General features: G+C 70.2%; 21 protein-coding genes. 3 read left to right on the top strand and 18 right to left on the bottom strand.

Features of this window, described 5'->3' with window-relative positions:
* Positions 1–61: 61 nt before the first annotated feature.
* Together ACWPN7_RS16975 and ACWPN7_RS16970 are read right to left on the bottom strand one after the other, a co-directional pair.
* Positions 62–3,046 carry a hybrid sensor histidine kinase/response regulator gene (locus tag ACWPN7_RS16975; protein WP_459197713.1) on the bottom strand — a complete coding sequence of 995 codons (2,985 nt, stop codon included), beginning with the start codon at positions 3,044–3,046 and terminating at the stop codon, positions 62–64.
* A 10-nt stretch (positions 3,047–3,056) separates the two neighbouring features.
* A complete protein-coding gene (locus ACWPN7_RS16970; RefSeq protein WP_459197712.1) occupies positions 3,057–5,390 on the bottom strand; it encodes a PAS domain-containing sensor histidine kinase in 2,334 nt (777 codons plus the stop codon).
* Between the two features lie 237 nt (positions 5,391–5,627).
* Here ACWPN7_RS16970 and ACWPN7_RS16965 point away from each other — a divergent pair, with 237 nt between their 5' ends.
* Genes ACWPN7_RS16965 through ACWPN7_RS16955 form a run of 3 tightly spaced genes read left to right on the top strand, consistent with a single transcriptional unit; the run spans position 5,628 to position 7,900 of the window.
* Positions 5,628–5,933, top strand: a complete 306-nt coding sequence (locus tag ACWPN7_RS16965) for an STAS domain-containing protein (RefSeq protein ID WP_038529714.1) — start codon at positions 5,628–5,630, stop codon at positions 5,931–5,933.
* Positions 5,934–5,940: 7 nt separating this feature from the next.
* A complete protein-coding gene (locus tag ACWPN7_RS16960) occupies positions 5,941–6,723 on the top strand; it encodes an ATP-binding protein (RefSeq protein ID WP_038529712.1) in 783 nt (260 codons plus the stop codon).
* A 19-nt stretch (positions 6,724–6,742) separates the two neighbouring features.
* A complete protein-coding gene (locus ACWPN7_RS16955) occupies positions 6,743–7,900 on the top strand; it encodes a PP2C family protein-serine/threonine phosphatase (RefSeq protein ID WP_038529710.1) in 1,158 nt (385 codons plus the stop codon).
* 94 nt (positions 7,901–7,994) lie between these two features.
* Here the strand turns inward: ACWPN7_RS16955 and ACWPN7_RS16950 are convergent, their stop codons facing one another.
* The 16 genes from ACWPN7_RS16950 to ACWPN7_RS16875 form a co-directional block, all read right to left on the bottom strand.
* The gene (locus tag ACWPN7_RS16950) at positions 7,995–8,570 is read right to left on the bottom strand and encodes a DedA family protein (RefSeq protein ID WP_038531402.1); all 576 of its coding nucleotides are present in this window, start codon (positions 8,568–8,570) and stop codon (positions 7,995–7,997) included.
* Positions 8,571–8,824: 254 nt separating this feature from the next.
* The gene (locus tag ACWPN7_RS16945; protein WP_459197711.1) at positions 8,825–9,271 is read right to left on the bottom strand and encodes a hypothetical protein; all 447 of its coding nucleotides are present in this window, start codon (positions 9,269–9,271) and stop codon (positions 8,825–8,827) included.
* Between the two features lie 114 nt (positions 9,272–9,385).
* Positions 9,386–9,838, bottom strand: a complete 453-nt coding sequence (locus ACWPN7_RS16940; protein ID WP_459197710.1) for a putative toxin-antitoxin system toxin component, PIN family — start codon at positions 9,836–9,838, stop codon at positions 9,386–9,388.
* A 24-nt stretch (positions 9,839–9,862) separates the two neighbouring features.
* Positions 9,863–11,065: a PP2C family protein-serine/threonine phosphatase gene (locus ACWPN7_RS16935; protein ID WP_038529704.1), complete on the bottom strand. Its 1,203-nt coding sequence runs from the start codon at positions 11,063–11,065 to the stop codon at positions 9,863–9,865.
* The gene (locus tag ACWPN7_RS16930) at positions 11,062–12,237 is read right to left on the bottom strand and encodes a response regulator (RefSeq protein ID WP_459197709.1); all 1,176 of its coding nucleotides are present in this window, start codon (positions 12,235–12,237) and stop codon (positions 11,062–11,064) included. Before ACWPN7_RS16930 ends, ACWPN7_RS16935 begins: the two co-directional genes overlap by 4 nt.
* Positions 12,237–12,965 (bottom strand): ATP-binding protein, encoded by a 729-nt coding sequence (locus tag ACWPN7_RS16925; RefSeq protein WP_451991058.1) that lies wholly within the window; start codon positions 12,963–12,965, stop codon positions 12,237–12,239. The genes ACWPN7_RS16930 and ACWPN7_RS16925 overlap by 1 nt, the downstream gene beginning before the upstream one ends.
* Positions 12,966–12,970: 5 nt before the next feature.
* Entirely contained in the window at positions 12,971–13,276 is a 306-nt protein-coding gene (locus ACWPN7_RS16920; RefSeq protein ID WP_014241675.1) for an STAS domain-containing protein, read from the bottom strand.
* A 112-nt stretch (positions 13,277–13,388) separates the two neighbouring features.
* Entirely contained in the window at positions 13,389–14,555 is a 1,167-nt protein-coding gene (locus tag ACWPN7_RS16915; RefSeq protein WP_014241674.1) for a methyl-accepting chemotaxis protein, read from the bottom strand.
* 11 nt (positions 14,556–14,566) lie between these two features.
* Positions 14,567–15,631: a protein-glutamate methylesterase/protein-glutamine glutaminase gene (locus ACWPN7_RS16910; RefSeq protein ID WP_459197708.1), complete on the bottom strand. Its 1,065-nt coding sequence runs from the start codon at positions 15,629–15,631 to the stop codon at positions 14,567–14,569.
* Between the two features lie 3 nt (positions 15,632–15,634).
* Entirely contained in the window at positions 15,635–16,261 is a 627-nt protein-coding gene (locus ACWPN7_RS16905; protein WP_014241672.1) for a chemotaxis protein, read from the bottom strand.
* Between the two features lie 3 nt (positions 16,262–16,264).
* Positions 16,265–17,185 (bottom strand): CheR family methyltransferase, encoded by a 921-nt coding sequence (locus tag ACWPN7_RS16900; protein ID WP_038529694.1) that lies wholly within the window; start codon positions 17,183–17,185, stop codon positions 16,265–16,267.
* Positions 17,182–19,752, bottom strand: a complete 2,571-nt coding sequence (locus tag ACWPN7_RS16895; RefSeq protein ID WP_459197707.1) for a methyl-accepting chemotaxis protein — start codon at positions 19,750–19,752, stop codon at positions 17,182–17,184. The genes ACWPN7_RS16900 and ACWPN7_RS16895 overlap by 4 nt, the downstream gene beginning before the upstream one ends.
* 123 nt (positions 19,753–19,875) lie before the next feature.
* Positions 19,876–20,433: a chemotaxis protein CheW gene (locus tag ACWPN7_RS16890; RefSeq protein ID WP_014241669.1), complete on the bottom strand. Its 558-nt coding sequence runs from the start codon at positions 20,431–20,433 to the stop codon at positions 19,876–19,878.
* A 9-nt stretch (positions 20,434–20,442) separates the two neighbouring features.
* On the bottom strand, positions 20,443–22,677 hold the full coding sequence (locus tag ACWPN7_RS16885; RefSeq protein WP_407824419.1) for a chemotaxis protein CheA: 2,235 nt from the start codon (positions 22,675–22,677) through the stop codon (positions 20,443–20,445).
* A 30-nt stretch (positions 22,678–22,707) separates the two neighbouring features.
* Entirely contained in the window at positions 22,708–23,085 is a 378-nt protein-coding gene (locus tag ACWPN7_RS16880; protein ID WP_014241666.1) for a response regulator, read from the bottom strand.
* Entirely contained in the window at positions 23,070–23,381 is a 312-nt protein-coding gene (locus ACWPN7_RS16875; protein ID WP_407824420.1) for an STAS domain-containing protein, read from the bottom strand. Before ACWPN7_RS16875 ends, ACWPN7_RS16880 begins: the two co-directional genes overlap by 16 nt.
* Positions 23,382–23,384 lie beyond the last annotated feature (3 nt).

Below are 23,384 nucleotides of genomic sequence, written 5' to 3'. Positions count from 1 at the left end.
GCCGGGACGATACCCCAATCGGACGCCGGTTCGAACGGACAAAGGGGGTTCGGGTGGCCGTTCAGGAAGGCGGTGCCGCGGCGATGAAGCGTTCGACCTCCCGCATCGCCTGCTCCAGCGTTGCGGCCAGCGCGGTCACCCGCTCCCAGGGGGCGTCCTGCATCACCGCCTGCTCCAGCGCCTGCGCCGCGTCGCCGAGGGGCGTCGCCCCGGCATTGCGGGCGCATCCCTTCAGATTGTGGGCGCCGGCGCGGATCGCCGTTCCGTTCCGCGCGGCGACGGCGGCGACGACCTCATCGGTGATGTGGCGGCCAATGCTGACGAAATCGTTCAGCAACTCGTCCATCAGCGCCCGGTCGTCGTCGCAGAGCCGGCGCAGCACATCCGCGTTGACGGGGGGCAGGTCCATCGGCGGGTTCTCCGGTGGCTGAGAGGAAAGGCGCGGCGCTGCCGGGTCCGATACGGAAGGCGGCAGGAAGCGGGACAGCGCCGCGTCGAGTTTCATCAAGTCCAGGGGCTTGCTCAACGCCTCGTCCATGCCGGCCGCGCGGTAACTCTCGATGTCCGCCGGGGCGGCGTTGGCGGTCAGGGCGACAATCGGCAGATGGGCGCCGGTCGCGCGCTCCGCCGCGCGGATGCGCCGGGTCAGCTCGAACCCGTCCACCTCGGGCATCTGGATGTCGGTCAGCAGCAGGGCGTAGCGCCGCCGCCCCAGCGCGGCCAGGGCCTCCGCACCGCCGTTGGTCAGCTCCGCCGTGTGGCCCAGCGAGGTGAGCTGCATCTGCAGGACCTTGCGGTTGATGGCGTTGTCCTCCGCCACCAGGATCAGCCGCCCGCGGGCTTCGGCCTCGGCGATGACGCGCTCCGGGCTCAGAGGGGCCGGGGCGCAGGGCGCGTCGGGCGGCGGGCCTGCGGCTGGTGGGGCGTCCGGCACGGTGCGCCCGGCGGCCTCCGCCACCGCGCGCACCAGCGGGGTGCGGCGGACCGGGCGGCTCACCGGGACCGATCCGTCGGCGGGGCGGTTGCCGCATCGGGGAACCACAGGTGCCGCCGGGTCCTGCAGCAGAACCGTCGGCACCCGCGGTTCGCCGATGCGGCGGCCCAGCAGCTGCGGCGCCTGGGCGGCGGCGGGGGTGTGCAGCGCCTCGTCGACCACCACGACGTTCAGCGCGCCGCTGGCTTCGCAGGCCGTCCGGGCCTGTTCGGCCAGGGCGCCCGGCTCCCCGGCGGCCAGCACCCGCGCCCCGGCGGCCTCCAGATAATCGGCGACGATCCGGCGCTCCACCGTCTCCGGCAGACCGACCAGGACGGTCAGGCCGGCAAGGTCCGGCTCCGCCATCGCCAGGGGGGCCGTCGCCGTCGGGGCGGCGGGCGAGGCGATGGCCGCCGCGGCGTCCAGCGTCAGCTCCACCCAGAAGGTCGAGCCCGCCCCCGGCGCGCTGTCCACCCCGATCGCCCCGCCCATCAGCGCGACCAGCCGCCGGCAGATCGACAGGCCCAGCCCGGTGCCGCCGAAGCGCCGGGCGGTCGAGCTTTCCGCCTGGGTGAAGGGCTGGAAGAGCTGGCGGCGCGCCGTCTCGGAAATGCCGATGCCGGTGTCCGCCACCTCGATGCGCAGCCGGGTGCCGCTACAGGCGTCCTCGCCCGTCCGCGCCGCCAGGGTGGCCTGCACGAGGATGCGCCCGCGCTCGGTGAACTTGATGGCGTTGCCGCACAGGTTGAACAGGATCTGGCGCAGCCGCACCGGATCGCCGGTCAGCGCCGGCGGGAGCGCCGGGTCCACGTAGGTCAGCAGCGCCAGCCCCTTGGCCCGCGCCGCCGGGGCCAGCGTGTCGGCCACCCCTTCGACCAGGGCGGGGATGGAGACGGGCACCTGCTCCAGGTCCATCTTGCCGGCCTCGATCTTCGAGAAGTCGAGGATGTCGTCGATGATCCGCAGCAGCGAGGTCGCCGACTCCCGCATGGTCGCCACGGTGTCGCGCTGCCCGCCGTCCAGCGGCGTGCGCTCCAGCAGCTCCAGCATGCCCAGCACGCCGTTCATGGGCGTGCGGATCTCGTGGCTCATGGTGGCGAGGAAGGCGGACTTGGCGGCGGTCGTCTGCTCCGCCTGCTCCTTGGCGCGTTCCATCTGGTGTTCGGCCAGCTTGCGCCGGGTGATGTCGTAGACCCAGGCGAGATGGACCGGGCGGCCGTCGAGCAGCGTGGGGTCCACCGACACCAGCGCCCAGAAGATGGAGCCGTCGGCCCGCCGCACCCGCACCTCGGCGTCGCGCAGCGAGCGGCGGAAGAAGGTCCAGTGCGTCTCGTGCGCCTCGGTGTTGTCCGGCTTGATGAACAGGTCGGCGATGGAGACGCCGACCAGCCGCTCCTTCGGCACGCCCAGCAGATGGACCAGCCGGTCGTTGCACATCACGAGGACGCCGTCGTGGGTGTAGGCGCAGACGCCGACCGGGCTCGATTCCAGGATGGCGCGCATCTGCTCGCGGCTCTGCCGCAGCTCCTGCGTGCGCTCGGCCACCTTGGTCTCGATGAAGCGGATGTGGTCGTAGGCGCGCAGCGCCGCGATCACCGCGGTGAACAGCCCCTCCGCCGACAGGTCGGCCTTCGACTTGTAGTCGTTGATGTCGCAGCCGACGATCACGTCGCGCTGCGGCGCCTGCCCCGGCTGGCCGGTGCGCAGGATGATGCGGACGTCCAGATTTCCCAGCGTGCCGCGGATCCAGCGCACCAGCGTCAGACCGGCGTCCTCCTCCTCCATCACCACATCGAGCAGGATGACGGCGATGTCCCGCCGGTTGCGCAGCACGGCGCGGGCCTCGGCGGCGGAGCGGCAGCCGATCAGCTCCAGCCGGCGGCCCTGGAACGCGACGTCGTCCAGCAGAAGGGCGGTCATGGCATGGACGTCGTCCTCGTCGTCCACCACCAGGACGGGCCAGGGCAGGGCCCCGTCGCCGTCCCCGCCGTCCTCGTCGGCGAACAGGATGTCGTCGTCCGGGTTGGGGTCCGAGTTGGGGTCGGTGTCGGGCATGATCAGCTCGTCGGTCATGCTGCGTCCGTCATGCTGCATCGGTTGCCGGACCCTTTCCGACGGCGCCGGCCGTCCGGGGGGCGGTTACAGGAATCCGCAGGAGGAAGCTGGTGCCTCCGCCGGGGGTGTCGGAGGTGGGCAGGGCGGGGCGCGGGCTCTCCACCGAGATCCGGCCGCCCAGCGATTGCGTCACCAGGTTGAAGACGATGTGAAGGCCGAGCCCGCTGCCCCCGGTGCCGCGCTTGGTCGTGAAGAAGGGTTCGAACACCTTGGGCAGATTGTCCGGGGCGATGCCGACCCCGTCGTCGGCGAAGCGGATGTCCAGCTCGCCGTCCGGCAACGCCTCCACGGTCAGCGCCATCGTCCCCTCCCGCCCATCGGGGAAGGCGTGGGTCAGCGCGTTGATGACCAGATTGGTGATGACTTGGCTGAGCGCGCCGGGATAGCCGTCCATGGTGATGCCGTCCGGGCAGGCGACGGTCATCCGGTGCGGGCTCTTGCGCAGGCGCGGTCCCAGCGAGGTGATGATCTCGTCCAGATAGGAGCGCAGGTCGAAGCGGCGGCGCTCCTGGCTGGTCTGGTCGACGGCGACGCGCTTGAAGCTCTGGATCAGTTCCGCCGCGCGGGTCAGGTTCTGCTCGATCAGGCGGGAGGCCTCGCCCGCCGCCGCCACATAGCCGGTCAGGTCGGATTTCTTCAGGCTGCCCGTCGCGAAGGCCTCGGTCAGCGTCCGCGTCTTCGAGGCCAGATGGGTGGAGCAGCTGTAGGCGATGCCCACCGGCGTGTTGATCTCATGCGCGACGCCGGCCACCAGCAGGGCGAGCGAGGCCATCTTCTCCGCCTGGACGAGGCTGTCCTGGGTCTCCTTGAGGTCGGCGTAGGCGGTCTCCAGCGCCTCCATGGCGTGGAACACCTCTTCGGCGGAGCGCGCCTCCACCGTCACGTCGGTGAAGGTGCGGACGAAGCCGCCCTCCGGCAGGGGATTGGAGCGCACCTCGATGATCGTGCCGTCGGGCCGCCGCCGCTTGAAGGCGAAGGGCAGGTCGGGGACCACCGCGGTCTCGTCCAGCTCCAGGTCGGGATCGATGCTGAAGTCCTCGAAGGCGCCCTGGGCGCGCTGACGCTGGATGATCTCGGGGAACAGCGGGTTGCCGGCCAGGAAGGCCGCCGGCACGTCGAGAAGCTCCGCGGCGCGGCGGTTGGACATGACGACCCGCAGGTTGCGGTCCACCATGATGATGCCCTGGTCGGTGTTGTCGAGCGTGATCTGAAGGACGTTCCGCTCGCGCGCCAGATCCCGTTCGGCCTGCATGCGCTCCGTCACGTCGGACATGGTGCCGGTCAGGCGGACGGCCGTTCCCTCGCCGTCGCGCAGGGCGGTCGCCCGATCCTCGATCCAGCTCCAGCCGCCGTCGCGGCGGCGCATGCGGTAGACGGTGGCGTAGGCGCTGTCCTTGTCGCGCACCCGGCTGCGGGACTCCGCGATGACCCGCCGCCGCTCCTCCGGGTGGATCAGCGATTCCCAGGTCCGCGCGGTCATCTCCAGTTCCGCCGGGCCGTAGCCGAGCAAGGCGGGAAACTCCTTCGACCACCAGTACTGGCCGGTCCGCAGGTCGTAGTCCCAGACCGAGGAACGGGTCGCGGTGATGGCCAGCCCCAGCCGCTCCTCGCTCTGGCGCAGGGCGGCCTCCTCCTCGTCCAGCCGGGTCAGCATGCCGTTGTAGGCGGCGATCACCCGCCCCAGCTCGTCGGCCGACGACCAGTGCACGGGCTGGCGCAGATGCTCCTGCTCCGCGGTGCGGATCGAGGCGATCAGCCGGCCCAGCGGCACGCCGATGGTCAGCCGGTGCGCGGTCAGGGCGGTGACCAGCGTGCCGACCAGCATCAGCAGCACGAGCCACAGCGTGTTGACCATCTCCTGCCGGATCTGTTCGTCCACCGAGGCGTAGCTGAAATGGAGCGTCAGCGTGCCGAGCCGCCGGTTCTGCACCTGGATCGGCCGGCGCACCGTCTCGCGGCCGGCGACGGGACGGCAATCGGCGTCCGGCCATGCGAAACGGCCGTCCGCCAGCTCGTCCGCCACCTCGATGCACAGAAGCTCGCGGTTGACGGAGATCGCCTGGATGATGTTGCGGATGGCCGGCACGTCCACGGCCCACAGGCTGGAGGACAGGGCGACGGCGTTGATCTCCGCCACCGCCTCGATCCGGTCGCGCAGGGCGCCGCGCAGATCCTTGTACTTGCCGTAGAAGAAGATCGAGGAGAAGCCGAGCGTGGTCAGGAGCAGGATGGGAATCAGGATCAGCAGGAATTTCGCCGACACCGTCGGCACCGTCTTCCACGCCTGCTCGATCACCGTCATGAAGGGGTATCCCGCTGCGGGGTCGCATGACCGGGGCGGAGCGGCGGCACGGCGCCGCCTTCACCGGCCATGTGGTTGTACTATCAACCGATGCCGTCCGTCTACGGCGTGTGAAGCGTGAAAATTCTTCCTATGGTCGATAAAATTGACGGAATGTATACTTGAAGCTTGAGGGGGGATCGGCCTTGCACTACTGTTCGCGGGAGCCGCTTGCGCGGTGCAACACAAGAGGATGTCATGAATTTCCAGGTGCGCCGGTCCTCTGAAACCATTGAGGTGCTGCTGAGCGGCCGGTTGGAGTTCACCGACCATGACAGCCTTCCCGACATCGTGGAGCTGCTCAACGGCGAGGGCACGCGCCGCTTCATCCTGGACATGGACGGGCTGACCTTCATCGATTCCGCGGGGATCGGCATGCTGCTGATCCTTCAGGACGAGGCGGAGCAGCGCAACATCAAGCTGATCCTCCGCAAGCTGCAGGGCGATGTGCTGCGATCCATCGACCTCGCGCGGATCGGCGAAGTCGTCGCCATCGAGCGGTGAGCGGGCAATGGACGGTTCCCCCGCCTGTCTTCCCCCCGGTCCGGCCGGCGCCGTGCGCCCCTTCAGCGTCGTGCGGGATCGCGTGCCGGCGGAGATCGCCGCGCGGGTCGCCGCGCGCCTCGGCCTGAACGAGGCCGCTGCAGGCGTCGGAGACGCCCTTGATGGCCGGGCCGCCGCCGCGGTGCTGCTGGCCCAGGCCGACCGCGACATCCTGCGCGGCGCCTTCGGGCTCAACCGTTTCCTGACGGTGGAACTGACGGAGCGGGAGGAGGGGACCGGCGCCATCGACGCCGACTGGCTGGGCGCCCCGCCGGTGGAGCAGGGATTCTACCTGTCGCTGACCACCGGCACGGCCTATGGCCTGCAATGCGCGGTTCTGGTCTGCGACGAGCTGACCCGGCGCGGCGTGCTGGCGCCGGAGCGGCGCGGCAACGTCGAGCTGTGCCTGCACGAGGCCATCGCCAACGCCATCGTCCATGGCAATCTGGGCATTCCCAGCGCGACCAAGGAGCAGCCGGAGGGCTACCGGCTGTTCAGCCGGCTGCTCCGCGAGCGGCTGGGCGACGGGACCGTGCGGCAGCGACGGATCGACATCTTCGCGCGCTGGACCGCCGACAGCCTGTCCATCGCGGTGGTCGACCAGGGCAACGGGTTCGACGCCGCGGCCCTGCCGCAGGACACCGACAGCGGCGCCCATTCCGGCCGCGGCTTCGTGTTCATGCGGGCGCTGGCCCGGCGCATCCACGTGACCGACGGCGGGCGCTGCACCCTGCTGCAGTTCGACCTGTGACGGACGGGCGGGACCGCGCATGCCCATCTCACTCGCCGCCAGCCGCGTCCTGATCGTCGACGACAACGAATTCAACAGGAAGTCGCTGGCTCTGATGATCCGCCGCGCCGGGCTGACCCAGATCGAGGTCGCCGAGAACGGTGTGGAGGGGCTGCGCAAGGTGGAGAGCTTCCGCCCCGATCTGGTGCTGCTTGACGTCAGCATGCCGGTGATGGACGGGCTGGAGATGTGCCGGCGCCTGCGCGAGCGGCTGACCCACGAGGAATTGCCGATCCTGTTCCAGACCGCGCTGGACAGCGACGAGGAGCAGGTCCGCTGCTTCGAGGCCGGGGGCAGCGACTTCATCTCCAAGCCGATCAAGCCCGGCGAGTGCGTCGCCCGCGTCCGCCACCAGCTCGAAAAGCGCAAGCTGTTCACCGACCTCGCCAATTTCCGCGCGCGGGTGGAGCGGGAGCTGAAGCACGCCAAGGCGATGCAACTGTCCCTGCTGCCCGAGCCAAGGGAGCTGGAGGCCGTCGCCGAGCGGTACGAGCTGGTGCTGGACGCCCATTTCGAAACCTCGTCGGAGCTGGGCGGCGACTTCTGGAACGTCTACCCGCTGGACAGCCACCGCGTTGCCTTCCTGCTGGTCGATTTCGCCGGGCACGGCATCACCGCCGCCATCAACACCTTCCGCCTGCACACGCTGATCGACCGCTTTCCCATGCAGCATGTGCCGCCCTCGGAATGGCTGGCCGGGCTGAACCGGGCGCTGAAGGAGGTGCTGCCGGTCGGCCAGTTCGCCACCGCCTTCTTCGGCATCCTGGACCTGCACACCGACACGCTGACCTACGCCTCGGCCGGGGCGCCGAATCCGGTGGTGGGGATCGCGGGGGAGCTTCGGCTGCTCGATTCGGCGGGGCTGGTGCTGGGCGCGTCGCGTCGCGCCGTCTACGCCGACCGCAGCCTGCGCCTGCCGCGCGGAAGCTGCCTGTTCCTCTACAGCGACGCGCTGATCGAATGCAGCGGTCCGGACAACGAGCCGATCGGCCAGGACGGGGTCCCCGGCCTGCTGCGCGGCGCCATCGCCGCCAACCGCGCCCGCCCGCTGGGGCCGTTGCTGGAGCGCTTCTACGCCCGCACCAGCCTGCCGCTGCGCGACGACCTGACCGCCGTATGGATCGCCCGCCGGGCGTGAGGGCAGGCCCGGACATCACAGTGTGGAAACGAGAAAGGCCGCCGCGGTTGTCCGCGGCGGCCCTTCTGCCTGAGTCTCGGGGGGAGGGGCGCCGTTACGCCTGGGTCTCGGACGCGGCGTAGCGGCGGCGGACCCACATCACACTCTTCACGGCGAAGATGGTGACGCCGATGCCCAGCGCGATGAGCAGGAGGATCTTCGGACCGTTCTCGCCGATGGCGGCGGCGGCCTCGCCGAACATGTAGCCGGCCCCGGCGAAGCTCCAGGCCCAGATACCGGCGGCGATGAAGTTCCAGAACAGGAACTTGCGCCAGGGCATTCGGGATGTGCCGACGGCGACCGAGGCGATGTTGCGCACCCCGTAGAGGAAGCGGAAGGCCAGGATGAAGCCGACGCCGTAGGTTTCCAGCCAGTACAGCACGCGGGACGCGCGGGCCTCCGCCGCCGGGAAACGGGCCAGCGCCTTGGCGCCCCATTTGCGGCCGATCCAGAAATAACACTGGTCGCCCATGAAACTGCCGATCCAGACGGCGGCAACCAACCAGTATAGGTTGATGATCCCCAGATGCGCGCCCATCCCACCGAAGATCACGAAGGTCTCGCCTTCGAAAAAGGCCCATATGAAGGCCAGGGGATAGAAGGCATCGCCCCAATCCTGGAGCCAGGTCATCCAGTCCAAATCACCCTCCCCGCGGGTCGTTCCTTTCGGTCCGGACCGCAGGCGATGCGCCAGGGAAACGCAGGCGCGGCCATTGGTCAGGCTACGGACACATCATTGCACATAAGTGCGTGTCTTGTCGCGCAATCATTCCCGAATCGGGGGGAGGAGCCCGTACAAAGTTGGGGTAAGAAACGATCTATTGCGGCGGGATTATTTTGTTTCCGGACACGTATTCTGTGAATCGGTCAGTGTTCGTGACTTGGTCAGCCATCCTCGCCCGACAATTCGCCGACCGCCTGCCGGGCGGCGCGCAGCAGCAGGGGATTCGGTTCGGACGGGCCGCCCTCTCCCTCGTCTTCTTCCCAGGCGCCCGAGGCGGCTCCCGGAGTGGCGCGGCGCTTCAACTCGCGTGCGGCTTCGATCAGCAGATGGGCCAGCTTGTGGTCGGGCAGCGCCTGGGCCAGCGCCCGCAGCTCGGCGTTGGTCAGGGCGGCCGGGTCGAAGTCGGCGCGCGGCGCCATCGGGACGGGCGGCGGCGGGACGAGCGCGAGGGTCATCGGTGGCGGCGCCGACGACGGTGACGGAACGTCCTCCCGCACCACGTCAACGGCCACCGGCGCCGCCACGGTGGTGGCGCGGGACCGGCGCGCCGGTTTGCGCGCCCGCTCCGTCTCGGGCAGGCTGTCGAACAGGAGAGGTTGCGTGCTCATCCGGTCACCCGCGATCCGTTCACCGCTAGTTTGCGAAGTGTTCTCTTTTCATTCTAGAGAACGAAGGCCGGAAGTCGAGTGGAAACTTTTGGGGCCGAAGCGTGAGACGCGGAGTCAGGCGATCGCGTCGAGGAACCGCTCGGGGCGCAGGATGCGGGTGCGGCCCACCCGGCGCACCGACAGAAGCTGCCGGTCCACCGTCACCAGCCAGTCGGCGTCGGCGGCCAGCGCCACGGCCAGGAACATGTCGTCGTCGGGATCGCGGCACAGCCGTTCCACCGGAGCGGGCTCGACCCGCCGGGCCTCCGCGGCGAAGGCGGCCAGGAAGGCGGCGCGCTCCACGGCCGGGCGGTAGCGGTCGAAGTCCGGGCGCATCAGCACCCCGCGCAGCTCCGCCAGCGTGGCGTCGGAGACGAAGGCGGCTCCCTGCGCCCGCACCGCCTCGACGCTGCGCTGGATGGCCAGGCTGCGGCGAGGCACCTCGGCGCCGAGCAGGGCGTAGCCGACGAGGATGTTGGTGTCCAGAACGACCCGGATGGGGGCGGCGTGGTGGGGGCTGGCGGTCATGCGCCCGTCGGTTCCAAGGCTCGTTCAGCCCTTGCGGGTCAGCAGCAACGCGGTCAGGTCGTCGTCGATCGGGCCGATGGCGCGCAGGCGGTCCAGCAACCCGTCCAGGAAGCGGTCGCCGTCGGTCTCGTCCATCCGCTCGGCGACCAGGGCGGCGAGGCCCGGCTCGTCCAGGACGTCATTGCCAACCGGGATTTCGATGGCGCCGTCCGAATAGAGGAACAGGCGCCCGCCGGGGGGCAGGGGGAGGGAGCGCTCCTCATACTCCGCCGAGGCGAGCAGGCCGAGCGGCAGGCCCGCGCTGTCGCCCAGCAGCGGTTCGGCATCGCCCGGTGCCCAGACCATCGGGCGCGTCGATCCGGCGGAGGCGTAGACGAAGCGGTTCTCCGCCGGCTCGACCACCCCGGCCAGCATGGTGGCGAACTGCCCGTTGGGAAGCAGCGCGCACAGCCGCCGGTTGACGGTGGACAGGAGCGCGCCCGGGGTCAGGCCAGACATGTCCATTTGCTGGCAGATCGCGTGCAGGCGGAAGGTGTTCAGCGCCGCCCCGACGCCATGGCCGGAGAAATCGACCATGTAGAGCATGGTCCGGCCTTGTCCCTGGCCCTGACCCTGGCCCCGCTCACCGGCGTTGTGGCGCAGGTCCCAGAAGTCGCCGCCCAGCTCCGACGAGGGGGCGAAATGGGCGGCGATGCCCACCCCGGCCGCGGCCTCCACCTCGGCCAGCCGCTCCGGCGAGGGCATCAGCCGCTCCTGCATCTTGCGGGCGAGCGACAGCTCGCTCTCCGTCCGCTCGCGGAAACACTGGAGGTCGTGGAGCAGCGCCCGGTTCTGCAGGTGGATGCGCACGCGGGCCAGCAGCTCGACCGCGTTGATCGGCTTGGTCACGTAATCGGTGGCACCGGCGGCGAAGGCCTTGGCGCGGTCCTCCGCCCGGTTCAGGCTGGATTGCACGAGGACCGGCAGATCCTTCCAGGCGGGAAGCGCGCGCAGGCGGCGGCACATCTCGAACCCGTCCAGGTTCGGCATCATCAGGTCGAGCAGGATCAGGTCGGGCCGGAAGGCGTCCAGCCGGGCCAGCGCGTCGTTGCCGTCCTCCGCCATCTCGATGCGGGTGACGCCGCCGCGTTCCAGCAGGGCCTGGAGCAGGTGGCGGTTCACGCGGTTGTCGTCCACCACCAGGACGCGGGCCGTTTCCAGCCCCGGAACCTCCGGCAGCTTGTTCATCGCGCCCCCTCGCGCCCGATCCACACCAGCGTGTGGTCGTCGAGCGGCACGTCGCCCTGGGCCTCGGCGAGCGCCGCGGTCACCGCGGTGAAGGCACCGCCGCCATCGCCGGCGGCCAGGGCGTTCCGGACGGCGGGGCTCTGCAGCAGGGCGGCCAAGCCGCCGTTGCGCCCGCCCAGCGCCTCCAGCACGGCGGTGGAGTGCAGGACCAACGCCGAGTCCGGCGGGAAGGGCAGGCTGCGTTCCTCGTAGCGGGTGCCGGCGGCGATGCCCACCGGCTGGCCGGACCCTTCGCCGAAGACCAGCGCCGCGCCGTCCGGCGGCACCAGGACCGGCGGGGCCGCCGCCGCCGCCGCGTAGGTGAAGCGCTCCGCCGCGCCGTCCACCACGCCGTAGATCACCGTGGCGTGCTGGCCAAGCTCCAGCAGGCAGACGGCCCGTTCGTTCAGTTCGGTCAGGAAGGCGGCGGGCCGTTCGCCGAGATGGGGGGCCAGCTCGTGGATCAGCGTGTGCATGCGGAAGGCGTTCAGCGCCGCAGACACGCCGCGCCCGGCCATGTCCAGCAGGAACAGACCGAACCGCCCGCCGGCCAGCGGCAGCACCCCCCAGAGGTCGCCGCCCAGGTCGGAGGACAGCGCCGTGTGCGAGCGCAGCGTCACCCCGGCGCGGTCCGTCTGGGTGGCGCACAGCGCCGCGGAGGGCAGGAGATGGTCGTACATGGAGCGGGCCATCGCCAGCTCCCCCTCGACCCGCGCCCGGTAGGTCTGCAGGTCGCGGATCAGCACCCGGTTCTCCAGGTGGATGCGCACGCGGGCGACCAGCTCGGTCCGGTCCAGCGGCTTGGAGATCAGGTCGGTGGTGCCGGCGGCGAAGGCGCGGTTGCGGTCGTCGCTGGACGACAGGGCGGTCTGCACCAGCACCGGCAGGTCGGCGTAGGCGTGGTCGTCGCGCAGGCGGCGGCACACCTCGAACCCGTCCATCCCCGGCATCATGATGTCGAGGATCAGCAGGTCCGGCGCCTCCGCGGCGATCTGGGCGAGCGCGTCGAAGCCGTCCTTGGCGTAGACGACGTTCTGGAAGCCGGCTTCGCCGAGCAGGGCGCCGATCAGTGTGCGGTTGAAGTCGGTATCATCCACCACCAGGATGCGGCAGGCGGCGATGGCGTCGTCCATCAGAGGGGAAACCTCATGCGGATGCGCCGCCCGCCGTCGAGAAGCTGAAGCTCTTCCACGATGGCGGCGATCAGGTCCAGCCCGCGGCCCGAGGCGCCGTAGTCGATGCGCTCCGGCCGGGCGAAGCCGGTTCCCTCGTCGGCGACCTCGACCACCGCGCAAGCGCTTTCCAGCCAGGCGGCGACCTCGATCCGGCGGTCGGCGAAGGCGGGGTCGGCCATGCGTGCCGCCAGATCGTGGGAGAAGCGCTCCAGCGCCTCCACGCTCAGCCCCTTCATGCCTTCGACCTGAAGGTTGCCGTGGACCACCGCGTTGCTGATGGCCTCGTGCAGCGCCAGCTCCATGTCGTCGCGCTGGGCTTCCGGCATGGGGTGCAGAGCGGCCAGCCCGGTCAGGATGCGCCCGGCCAGATGCAGCCGGTTGGCGGTCACCGTCGTCACGCAGGCGAACAGGTCGGCGCGGGCGGCGCGGTGGGCGGCCTCGACGATCCGGGCGTCGGACAGGCCGGCGATCTCGATCCAGGCGCCATAGGGGCGCTGCCAGAACTCCGGCGCCTCCACGGCGGCGGCATCGCCCACCAGAAGCAGAACGGAGGCGCCGAACTCCTCCCCCGCCGGGGAGCCGGGCCGCCGGGGCGGAAGCCGAAGCGCCGCCGACAGCCGGTCCAGCCGGTCGGCCGGCACGCCCAGGCCTTGCAGGGCGGCGACGCGGGTGGGGGAGGGGACCAAGGGGGTCAGTCCTCGATCGTGACGATCTTGTTGAGCTGGGCCACGGTCAGCACGCGCTTGACCTGTCCGGCGGCGGAGCGCAGGACGAGCTGCTTGTCGGCGTTCGCCATTTCCTCCCGCGCGATCAGCAGCATGCCGATTCCCGCCGAATCGACGAATTCCAGCGTGGAGAGGTCGAGCACCTGACGTTTGGCCTTGTTCTGCAGCATCTCCCGGATCAGGGCGCGCAGCTTGGCGTGGTCGTTGAAGGTCAGGCGACCGCGCAACCGAACCAGGGTCTCCTGCTCCTTGTCCTCAATTCCGTAGTCCATCGGTCCGGTGTTCCTGAAGGGTGTTCCTGAAGGGGCATTGGGGCGGGTGGCCTTTGCGGACCACGCCAGAATGGAGCAAGACAGGCCGGGGGTTCCAGAGAATCCCTCGGCTTCAGAAAAGTTCGATGTCGCCGCCGGAACTGTCGTCCTGGCCGGCATCGACGTCAAGGACGCCATGCTCGTCCAGCGCCGTCCCTTCCAGCAGCAGACGGCGCACGAAGCGCTGGCGCATCTCGCTCAGCTTGAAGCGGCCCAGCAGTTCGTCGAGCCATTCCTGCGGAACCTGCGGCCCCAAGGAAGCGGGCATTTCGACGCGGGTGCGGTTTTCCAGCTCGTTCAGCCCTTCCGCCATGATGGCGAGGCTGTCGTTGATGGCCTCCAGCCGCTGCTTGGTCAGGTCCTGGAACTGCATTCCGGTGACCATGCGGCTGATGGTGGCGGACATGTCCGACGACACGGTCGCCGCCGTCTCCAGCACCGCCTGGAAGTGGTTGGTCTGGTCGACCAGGCTGTCCATGGTCTTGTCCACCCGCTCCTTGGCGAGCATCTGGGGGGACATGTCGGTGTCGGCGATCTGGCGCAGGATGTCGTGGCCGTTGCGGACGCCCTTGACCACCGCGGTGACCTTGGAGCGCATGCGGTCGGCCAGCGCCCCGGTGTTGCGGGAGAGGTGGCGCACCTCCTGAGCGACCACCGCGAAGGTGCGGCCGGCCTCGCCGGCGCGGCTCGCCTCGATGGTGGCGTTCAGCGCCAGGAAGTTGGTCTGGCGGTTGATGGCGTCGATGTCGCCGATCGACTTCTCCAGCTCCGCCACGTCCTTCTGCACGTCGTCGAGGAGATAGACCATGCTCATGGCGTGGCGGGACAGCATGACGATGTTGGAGATCATGTCCGCGATCATCTGCTGCATGCCGGTGACCAGCTGGTCCATCGGCACCCGCTCCCCGTCGATGGAGACGGAGCCGGCCATGCCGACGATCTCCTCCACCCGCTCCGACTGCTGCATGGCCTTCTCGGCCAGCTCGCGGAAGCGGGAGGAGAGGTCCAGCGTGGCGTCCTCGACCGTCGCGGAGGTGCGGGTCAGCTCGTTCTGCACCGCCTCCAGCGTGCGGCGCTGGATGTCGGCGTAGCCCATCCAGGTCGCCAGAAGCTCGCCGGTCACCGGAATCTTCTCGCCGATCTCGGGCAGGCTGTGCACGGGAGCGCCATCGTCGGGAAGGTCCGGCTTCTCCGGTTCCGGTCCGGCTTCCAGGCGGGGCGCGCGGCCGTAGAAAGACATGGTGCTGCTCCTCAGTTCGCGCGCGCGCGGTGTTCGCCGATGGCGTCGAACGCGCGCAGCATCTCGGCCGGTATCTGCGCCAGCGGCAGTTCGACGGCGACCGCCCCGGCTTCCCGGGCGGCGCGCGGCATGCCGTAGACGACGCAGCTCGATTCCTGTTCGCCGATGGTATAGGCCCCCGCGTCGTGCATCGCCAGCATGCCCGACGCCCCGTCGCGGCCCATGCCGGACAGGATCACCCCCACCGCGTTCGCCCCCGCCGCCTTGGCGACGGACGAGAACAGCACGTCCACCGACGGGCGGTGGCCGCTGACCGCCGGCCCGTCCTGGATGTGGCAGGAATAGCCCTGGGGGTCGCGGATGATCACCAGATGACGGTCGCCGGGGGCGATGTAGACCTTGCCCTGGACCAGCCGGGCGCCCTGGGTGGCGACCTCCACCGACGGCGGCGAGATGCGGTCGAGCCGGGCGGCGAAGCTGGGGACGTAGCTGGGACCCATATGCTGGGTGATGACGATGGGCGGGCAGTCGGCGGGCATGACCGCCAGCACGTCGCGGATGCGCTCCACCCCGCCGGTCGAGGCGCCGATGGCGATGAGGCGGGTGCCCGACCCGGCGCGGCGCGGCGTCTGGAGGGGGGAACTCGCGGGTTTGGGCCGCCGCATCGACAGGCGGGCAGTGGCGGCGATGCGGATCTTGCCGACCAGCTCGTGGGCCATCGCCTCGAAGCCGTGGCCCTCGGAGCCGTCGGGCTTGGCCACGCAGTCCACCGCGCCGATCTCCAGCGCGCGGATCGTCGCCTCCGACCCTTCCTGGGTCAGGGAGGAGACCATGACGACCGGCGTCGGACGCAGCGTCATGATCTTCTCCAGGAAGGACAGCCCGTCCATCCGCGGCATCTCGACGTCCAGCGTGACGACGTCCGGGTTGGTCCGCTTCATGACGTCGCGCGCCTCGTAGGGGTCGCGGGCGACGCCGACCACCTCGATGCCGGGCTCGTCCGAGATGACGGCCTTCAGCATCTCCCGCATCAGGCTGCTGTCGTCCACGATCACGACGCGGATGGAGCGTGTCATGGCTCAGTCCTCCCCGAACAGTTCCACGTCGCCCTCGATCGGCTGGTGCCGCAGGCTGGAGCGGAAATGCAGTTCCTGGTTCGCCGTCTCCGACAGGGCTTCCGGCCGCAGCATCTTGCGCATCGCCTTGCCGGTGTGGGGAAAATAGTGGATGCGCCGGGCCGAGGCGCCGCCGAGATCCTGGCCCATCAGCTTCAGCCCCTCCCGCCGGACATAGTCGAGCGCGAAGGCGGCGTTGCGCTGGCCGACGTCGAAGCTGGAATCGATGACGCGGGCGCCGCCGAACAGCTTGACCTCCAGCCGCCCGCGCTGGGCGCCGCGGGCCAGCAGGTCGTTGATCAGCCGCTCCATGGCGACCGAGCCGTAGCGCGCCGCCGCCCCCGTGCCGGCGTCCTCGGACTCCGGGACCTCGGGCAGCAGGAAATGGTTCATGCCGCCGATCGCCGTCGCCGGGTCGTGGACGCAGGCGGCCACGCAGGAGCCCAGCGTCGTCACCATCATCACGTCCGAGCGGTCGCTGACCAGATGATGGCCCAGGAAGACCTTCATCGTGTGGGCACGGAACTGCGGGTGGAAGTAGCCGCCGGTCTGCCGGGCCTCCGCCGCACGGCGGCTTGCGAATGCGGTCATGCGTCACAGCCTCCGGTAGATGGTGGGGCCGGTCTGGCGGAAGCGGTCCGACACGCCGTACAGGCTTTCCGAATGGCCGAGGAACAGGCAGCCGCCGGGCTCCAGCATGCGGGCGAAGTTGCCGATGACCTGGGTCCGCCCGACGCGGTCGAAATAGATCAGCACGTTGCGGCAGAAGATCGCGTCGAACGGCCCCTTCATGGGCCAGTGCTCCAGCAGGTTCAGCGGCTTGAAGGTGATCAGCCGCTTCAGCTCCTCCTCCATGGCCACCATCGGCTCGCCGCCCTCGCGCTGGCGCCGGGTGAAGCGGTCGCGCAGAGGGGCCGGGATGCTGTTCGCCAGATCGGCGGGATAGACGCCGCGCCGGGCGGTGTCGACCATGTGGGTGTCGATGTCGGTCGCCAGGATCTTCGCGTCCCAGCGCCGCAGCTCCGGCCCGAAGCTGGAGGCCAGAACCATGGCGATGGTGTAGGGCTCCTGCCCGGAGGAGCAGCCGGCGGACCAGATGCGCAGCCGCGGGTGGGAGGACTCCCCGGCGTGGCGGGCGCGCATTTCCGGCACCGCGGTCTTCGCCAGGAAGTCGAAATGGTGCGATTCGCGGAAGAAGCTGGTCAGGTTGGTGGTCAGGGCGTTGACCAGGAAGCCGACCTCGTTCGCCCCCTCCTCGCTCTCCAGCAAGGCGCAGTAGCTGTCGAAGTCGCTCAGGCGCAAGTCGCGCAGCCGCCGGGCGAGGCGGGAATAGACCATCTCGATCTTGTGCGGGGCCAGCGCGATCCCAGCGAGCTGGTAGAGCATGTGGGCGATGAAGTCGAAGTGCCGCCGCTCGAACGGGAACTCCCGCCGGCCCGACGTCGCCGCGGGGACGGCGCCGCGGTCGGCCGGGGCCGAGTCGAAGGCGGGGGAAGGGCTGGGGGCGGTGGTCATGCCGCCCGTCCGCGGGGCAGCTCGGACCCACCGTGGGCGTGGCCGGCGTCCAGCGAGAAGAAGGCCATCTGCTGGCGGAGCTGCCCGGCCTGTTCCTCCAGCGAGCGGGCGGCGGCGGTGCTTTCCTCGACCAGCGCGGCGTTTTTCTGGGTCATCTCGTCCATCTGGGCGACGGCGGTGTTGACCTCGTCCAGGCCGGACGCCTGCTCGGCGGTGGCGCGGGCGATCTCCGACACGAGGTCGGCGACCCGCGCGATGCCCGCCACGATGTCGGTCAGCGAGGAGCCGGCGGAGCGGACCAGCTCCACCCCGTCCTTGACCTGCGCCCCGCTGTCGAGGATCAGCGTCTTGATCTCCTTGGACGCCTGGGCGGAGCGCTGGGCGAGGTTGCGCACCTCCTGCGCCACCACCGCGAAGCCGCGCCCGGCGTCGCCGGCTCGCGCCGCCTCGACCGCCGCGTTCAGCGCCAGCAGGTTGGTCTGGAAGGCGATCTCGTCGATCACCCCGATGATGTCGGAAATCTTCTGCGATGAGCGCTCGATCCCACGCATCGCCTCCACGGCGCTGGCGGCGACCTGACCGCCCTTCTCGGCGGCGCGGCGGGCGTCGTTGGCAAAGCTGTTGACCTGCTGGGCGTTGTCGGCGTTGGAGCGGACGGTGGCCGCCAGCTCCTCCATGCTCGCCGCCGTCTCCTCCAGCGAGGAGGCCTGCTGCTCGGTGCGCTCGGACAGGTCGAGGCTGCCGTCGGCGATCTCGCGGCTGGCCGCGGCGATGGATTCGGCGGCGCCGTTGATGCGGCGGACGATCTCCGACAGCTTTTCCGCCGTGCCGTTGAAATCGTCCTTCAGACGCAGGAACACCCCCTCGTACGGCTTGTCGATGCGCCGCGACAGGTCGCCCTGCGACAGCGATTCCAGCATGGCGGCCAGATCCTCGGTCACGCCGGAGACGTTGCGGGCCAGCTGGTTCATGCCCTCGCTGACCAGCCGGAAGAAGCCGGTCTTGCCGTCCAGCGCGATCCGCTGCGAGAAGTCGCCGCGCACGGCGCTGTCCACCATGGCGGCGATTTCCGCCTCGATGGACAGTTCGGCGGTCAGGTCGCGCCATTCGACGACGAGGCCCAGCTTCTCGCCGTGGCGCCCGGCGACCGGGCTGGCGGTGATCTCGAAGCTGCGGCGGCCCGCCTTGACCATGCCCTTGTGGGGGCTGGCGAGGCCGGTCAGGCTGGAGCGCAGGCGCGGGGCCTCAGTGTCCAGCGCGTCAAGGGTCGTCCCGATCAGCCCGGCGGCGTCGAAGGCGGGCAGGGCTTGGCGCAGGTCGCTCTCGGCGGCCTTGAACATCGCCAGGGCGGCGGCGTTGCAGTAGGTGACGGTCCCGTCCTCGCCCACCGTCATGATGCAGGACGACACGCGGTCGAGCGCGATCCCCGCCCGCACGGCGGTCACCGCGTCCTCCTTGAAGGCGGCGACGGCGCGGGCCATCGCGCCCAGCTCGTCGCGCCCGTCGGTGTGGGGGACGGTGACCGACAGATGGCCGTCGCTGAGGTCGGTCATCACCTTGCGGATGCCCTGGACCGGGCCGGTGATCGAACGGGCGATGACCTGGGCGGCGCCGATGCCCAGCAGCAGCGACAGGCCGCCCAGCACCAGGGCCAGCAGGACACTGTTCTCCACCTCGGTTTCGGCACGGGTCTCGATTCCCTTCTGCTCGGCGTGGATGGTGGTGGCGATGGAATCCAGCGTCGCGGTCAGGGCGGTGACGATCTTGGCGACGATCTCGGCGCGCAGGCGGTCGATCTCCTTGTCGGCGGCGACGGCGTCGCGGAAGGCGGCGCGGTAGCCCGGCGCCCGTTCCGCCACCTCGCGCAGCAGCGCCGCCACGCCGGGTTCGGTCAGCAGGGCCTGCGCCTCGCGCACATGCTCCAGCATCTCGTCCAGGTTCTTTTCCATCGGCGCCGCGGCGGCGGCGTCGCGCATGCCGAGCGCGCGGTTGGCGAAGAGGCGGCTCAGCACCCAGTGCTTCTCCATCTCCTCCCCGACCAGGGCGGCGTCCTTGTCGCCGGTGGCCTGGGCGCCCTCGACGATGCGCTCCAGCGTCTCGGTGATCTGGGTGCCCAGCGGGTCCATGGTCTGGTGGATGGCCGCGTCGTAGCGGTCGCGGACGACGCGGATCGCCTCGAACTGGGTGTGGTACTCGGTGTGCAGCCGCGCCAGCTCGGCGAAGGCCGCCGCCTGGCTGGAGCGCTGGATGGCCGCGCCGTGGGCGGCCAGCGCCTGATCGAACTCGGTGCGCAGCGCGCGCTGGCGGTTGAGCGCGGCGGGGTCGCCGGACACCAGATAGTCGCGCCCGTGGATGCGCTGGTTGGCGAGCCGGGCCGACAGGTCCTTGGCGAAGGTGGCGAGTTCGCCGCTGGAGAGCACCGCGTCGACGCTGCCGTTCAGGCTGCGGATGCTCAGCAGGCTGGCGGCGACCTGGGCGGCCAGCAGGGCGAGCAGGAGCGCGAAGGCCAGCCACAGCCGCTTCGAGATGCCCATCGCCCCAACGAACGAACCGACCCCTTTCGCCATGCCATCCCCCTTGCCCGCCGCGTCGTACCGGCGTTAGCCCTTATTTGAAACAAACCCGTGTGAAAAGCCGCGACATGACGCACCCCCGTCGGCGCCTGTGCGGGCACCTCCGTGGGGCGCTGTTCAGGACGCCCGCTCCAGCGCTGGCAGGGCCTTGGTCGCCGAGTCCAGCTCGCTGTTCTCGACGGAGAACAGCTTCTCGACGCTCAGCAGTGTGACCATGCGGTCGTCGGCGGTGTAGAGGCCGCTGAGATACTCGGCGTCGACCATGCCGCCGTCCACGTCGGGCGGCGGCTTGATGGCGTCGTGGCCGATCGCCAGGATGTCGGAGATGGCGTCGACCAGGATGCCGCGGGTGCGTTCCCCCACCTGGATCACCACCACGACGTGGCGCTTGGTGACCGACGTGGCGCCGCCGCCGAAGCGGGCGCGCAGGTCGAAGATGGGGATGATGATGCCGCGCAGGTTGATGACGCCCCGCACGTAGTCCGGCAGATTCGGCAGGCGGCTTTCCGGCGTCCAGCCGCGGATCTCGCGGACCGACAGGATGTTGACGCCGTACTCCTCGCTGCCGACGGTGAAGGTGACGTACTGCTCCTCGGCGGCGTTGACCGCCATGACGTCGTTTCGGGCGTCGGTGCGGCTACCGCCGACGGTGGCGAGCGCGGTGGAACTGCTCATCGCTTGGCCTCAGACCGGTTCGAGTGCGGGTGCGGGCAGCGCGGCCACCGGCGAAGACGGCGGACGCGGCGCCCTGGAATCCATGTGCCGGCTCATCTCGCGCAGGCCGGCGACGTCCAGGATCAGGGCGACGCGCCCGTCGCCCAGGATGGTCGCGGCGGCCACGCCGTCGAGGCGGCGGAAGTTCGCTTCCAGGCTCTTGATGACGACCTGCTGCTGGCCCAGCACCTCGTCCACGACGAGACCGAGGCGGGAGCCGTCCTCCGTCTCCACCAGCACGACCAGGGCGCGGGTGGGGTCGGCGACGGCGCCGGGGATGCCGAACAGCTGGTGCAGGTAGACCAGCCGCACATACTCGCCGCGGGCCATCATCACGTCGCACTTGCCGACCAGCCCGTGCAGGTCCGCCGCCTTGGGGCGCAGGCTCTCCACGATGTTGGTCAGCGGCAGGACGAAGCGCTCCTCGCCGACCGAGATCACCATGCCGTCGAGCACCGCCAGGGTCAGCGGCAGCGACAGCACGAAGCGCGAGCCCTCGCCTGGCGTGGAGTAGACGCCGATGCGCCCGCCGAGCGAGGTGATGTTCCGCCGCACCACATCCATGCCGACGCCGCGGCCCGACAGGTTGGACACCTGATCGGCGGTGGAGAAGCCGGGCAGGAAGATCAGGTTGTCGATCTCCTCGTCCGACAGGGTGGCCCCCGGCTGGACGAGCCCCTTCTCGATGGCCTTGGACAGCACCTTGGGCCGGTTGATGCCGCGCCCGTCGTCGGTGATCTCGATGACGATGCGGCCCGAGCGGTGCTGCGCCGACAGGTGCACGGTGCCGGCGCGCGGCTTGCCGACGCGCTCCCGTTCCTCCGGCCCTTCCAGCCCGTGGTCGATGGAGTTGCGGATCATGTGGGTCAGCGGATCGACGAGGTTCTCCACCACTGTCTTGTCCACCTCGGTCGTCTCGCCGCTGGTGACGAGCTGGACCTCTTTGCCCGTGGTGGCGGCGCACTCGCGGACCAGCCGCGGCATGCGGGAGAAAACGCTCGACACCGGCTGGGCGCGGATCGACATCACGCTCTCGCGCAGCTCGCGGGTGTGCTGGGCCAGCTGCTCCAGCCCTTCCAGAAGCTCCTGGAACTCGCCGGGGGGCAGCTCGCGCACATGCTCGGCGATCATCGCCTGGGTGATGACCATCTCGCCGACCATGTTGACCAGCCGGTCGATCTTGTCGAGATCGACGCGGATGGTGTGGCTGGTCAGCCCGGCATGCTCCGCGCCGCCGCCGTTGGGGCGCGGACGGGCGGCTTCGGCCTTCGGGGGCTCAACCTTTGGCGCTTCGGGGATTGCGACAGCGACCGCCGATGGGGCCGCGGCGACGACGGGCACCGGATCGGTGACGGGCGGCGCCGCCTCGGCGGCTGGCGGCGGGGCCTCCGCGGTGATGCGGATGTCGCAGTCGTCGGCCACGAACTCGAAGACGTCGTTGATCTTGTCCAGATCGACGTCCGCGTCGGCGATCAGCGTGACCGTCCAGGAGAGGTGGAGAAGCTCCGCCTCCAGGTCCTGGAGATTGGGCAGGGCGTCGGTGTGGCATTCGACGGTGGCGTCGCCCAGCCGGCGCAGCGCGCGCAGCATGAAGGCCGGCTCGTTGCCCGACATCAGCAGGTCGGACCGCGGCCGGAAGACGATGGTCCAGCGCAGCTTGCCGGAGGGAACCGGGTCCTCCTCCGCGCGGGCGGCGGCGATGGCGGCCATGGCGTCGCCGAACAGCCCGGCCTCGTCGTCCTCGTCGTCGGCGTAGACAGGGGCAGGGGCGGGCGCCGGAGCGGCGGGAGCGGCCGCCGGAGCCTGGACCTGTGGAGTGCCGCCCGAGAGATGGCGGCGCAGGGCGGCCACGGTGCCGTCGGTGGTCCCCGCCGGGGCGGGGTCGCCCTCGCGCGCGTAGGCCAGCATCTGGCCCAGCAGGTCGTTGGCGCGGATCAGCGTGTCCACCAGCTCGGTCGTGACGGGGACGGTGTTGTTGCGCACCCCGTCCATCACCGTCTCGAACTCGTGCGCGAAGGCGACCAGCTCGGTGAAGCCGAAGGCGCCGCCGCCGCCCTTGATGGAATGGACGGCGCGGAAGATGGCGTTGACCTCGTCGGAATCGACCTCGCCCGGCGTCAGCCGCAGCAGGCCGCTCTCGGCGACCTCCAGCAGCTCCGCGCTTTCGTCGAAATAGGTTTGCTTGAACCGGCTCAGGTCTTCCACGGGCGCCCCCTCACAAGCCAGGACGCGGCGTCAGCCGCACACCTTCTGCACGACGGAGATCAGCTTCTCCGGGTTGAAGGGCTTCACGATCCAGCCGGTCGCCCCCACCGCCCGGCCTTCGGACTTCTTCTTCTCGTCGGCCTCGGTGGTCAGCATCAGGATGGGCAGCGTGCGGTGCGCCGGGGTGGCGCGCAGGCGGCGGATCAGGGTCAGCCCGTCCATCACCGGCATGTTCAGGTCGGTGATGACGAGGTCCACCTTGTTGGCGCCGATGACGCCCAGCGCCTGCTGGCCGTCGGCGGCCTCCACCACGTCGTAGCCGGCGCCCTTCAGCGTGAAGGAGACCATGTCCCGCATGGTCCGCGAATCGTCGACGGTGAGTACCTTCTTCTTCACGCTTGGCTCCATTGCTTCAACCAGCCGTCCAGCCCCAGATCCTCGCAGGCTTCCGCCAGGACCTCGGACGGCTGGGAGATGGCGAACGTACGGTTCTGTTCGGCGGCGTGCCGGGAGGCGACCAGGAGCGCCTGGACGCAGGCGGTGCTGACCCGCTCCACGGCTGCGGCCTCGGCGATGACGGTTTGGGACGCGGCGAAGCCGGCGCGCAGGCTCTCCAGCAGGGGCTGCGCCATGGCGAGGTCGAGGTCGCTGGGCAGGCCCAGCCGCACCGTTCCTCCTTCGTCGCTCCACTTGATCAAAGTCACCGC

The organism is Azospirillum sp. UENF 312511, from assembly GCF_058780635.1.
The sequence above is the reverse complement of the archived record's forward strand: the minus strand, read 5'-3'. Positions and strand labels throughout refer to the sequence as shown.

Excerpts from the sequence above, each read along its gene's own strand:
- ACWPN7_RS16975 (WP_459197713.1), bottom strand. The coding sequence starts at position 3,046 with ATGACCGACGAGCTGATCATGCCCGACACCGACCCCAACTCGGACCCC.
- ACWPN7_RS16970 (WP_459197712.1), bottom strand. The coding sequence starts at position 5,390 with ATGACGGTGATCGAGCAGGCGTGGAAGACGGTGCCGACGGTGTCGGCG.
- ACWPN7_RS16965 (WP_038529714.1), top strand. The coding sequence starts at position 5,628 with ATGAATTTCCAGGTGCGCCGGTCCTCTGAAACCATTGAGGTGCTGCTG.
- ACWPN7_RS16960 (WP_038529712.1), top strand. The coding sequence starts at position 5,941 with ATGGACGGTTCCCCCGCCTGTCTTCCCCCCGGTCCGGCCGGCGCCGTG.
- ACWPN7_RS16955 (WP_038529710.1), top strand. The coding sequence starts at position 6,743 with ATGCCCATCTCACTCGCCGCCAGCCGCGTCCTGATCGTCGACGACAAC.
- ACWPN7_RS16950 (WP_038531402.1), bottom strand. The coding sequence starts at position 8,570 with ATGACCTGGCTCCAGGATTGGGGCGATGCCTTCTATCCCCTGGCCTTC.
- ACWPN7_RS16945 (WP_459197711.1), bottom strand. The coding sequence starts at position 9,271 with ATGAGCACGCAACCTCTCCTGTTCGACAGCCTGCCCGAGACGGAGCGG.
- ACWPN7_RS16940 (WP_459197710.1), bottom strand. The coding sequence starts at position 9,838 with ATGACCGCCAGCCCCCACCACGCCGCCCCCATCCGGGTCGTTCTGGAC.
- ACWPN7_RS16935 (WP_038529704.1), bottom strand. The coding sequence starts at position 11,065 with ATGAACAAGCTGCCGGAGGTTCCGGGGCTGGAAACGGCCCGCGTCCTG.
- ACWPN7_RS16930 (WP_459197709.1), bottom strand. The coding sequence starts at position 12,237 with ATGGACGACGCCATCGCCGCCTGCCGCATCCTGGTGGTGGATGATACC.
- ACWPN7_RS16920 (WP_014241675.1), bottom strand. The coding sequence starts at position 13,276 with ATGGACTACGGAATTGAGGACAAGGAGCAGGAGACCCTGGTTCGGTTG.
- ACWPN7_RS16915 (WP_014241674.1), bottom strand. The coding sequence starts at position 14,555 with ATGTCTTTCTACGGCCGCGCGCCCCGCCTGGAAGCCGGACCGGAACCG.
- ACWPN7_RS16910 (WP_459197708.1), bottom strand. The coding sequence starts at position 15,631 with ATGACACGCTCCATCCGCGTCGTGATCGTGGACGACAGCAGCCTGATG.
- ACWPN7_RS16905 (WP_014241672.1), bottom strand. The coding sequence starts at position 16,261 with ATGACCGCATTCGCAAGCCGCCGTGCGGCGGAGGCCCGGCAGACCGGC.
- ACWPN7_RS16900 (WP_038529694.1), bottom strand. The coding sequence starts at position 17,185 with ATGACCACCGCCCCCAGCCCTTCCCCCGCCTTCGACTCGGCCCCGGCC.
- ACWPN7_RS16895 (WP_459197707.1), bottom strand. The coding sequence starts at position 19,752 with ATGGCGAAAGGGGTCGGTTCGTTCGTTGGGGCGATGGGCATCTCGAAG.
- ACWPN7_RS16890 (WP_014241669.1), bottom strand. The coding sequence starts at position 20,433 with ATGAGCAGTTCCACCGCGCTCGCCACCGTCGGCGGTAGCCGCACCGAC.
- ACWPN7_RS16880 (WP_014241666.1), bottom strand. The coding sequence starts at position 23,085 with ATGGAGCCAAGCGTGAAGAAGAAGGTACTCACCGTCGACGATTCGCGG.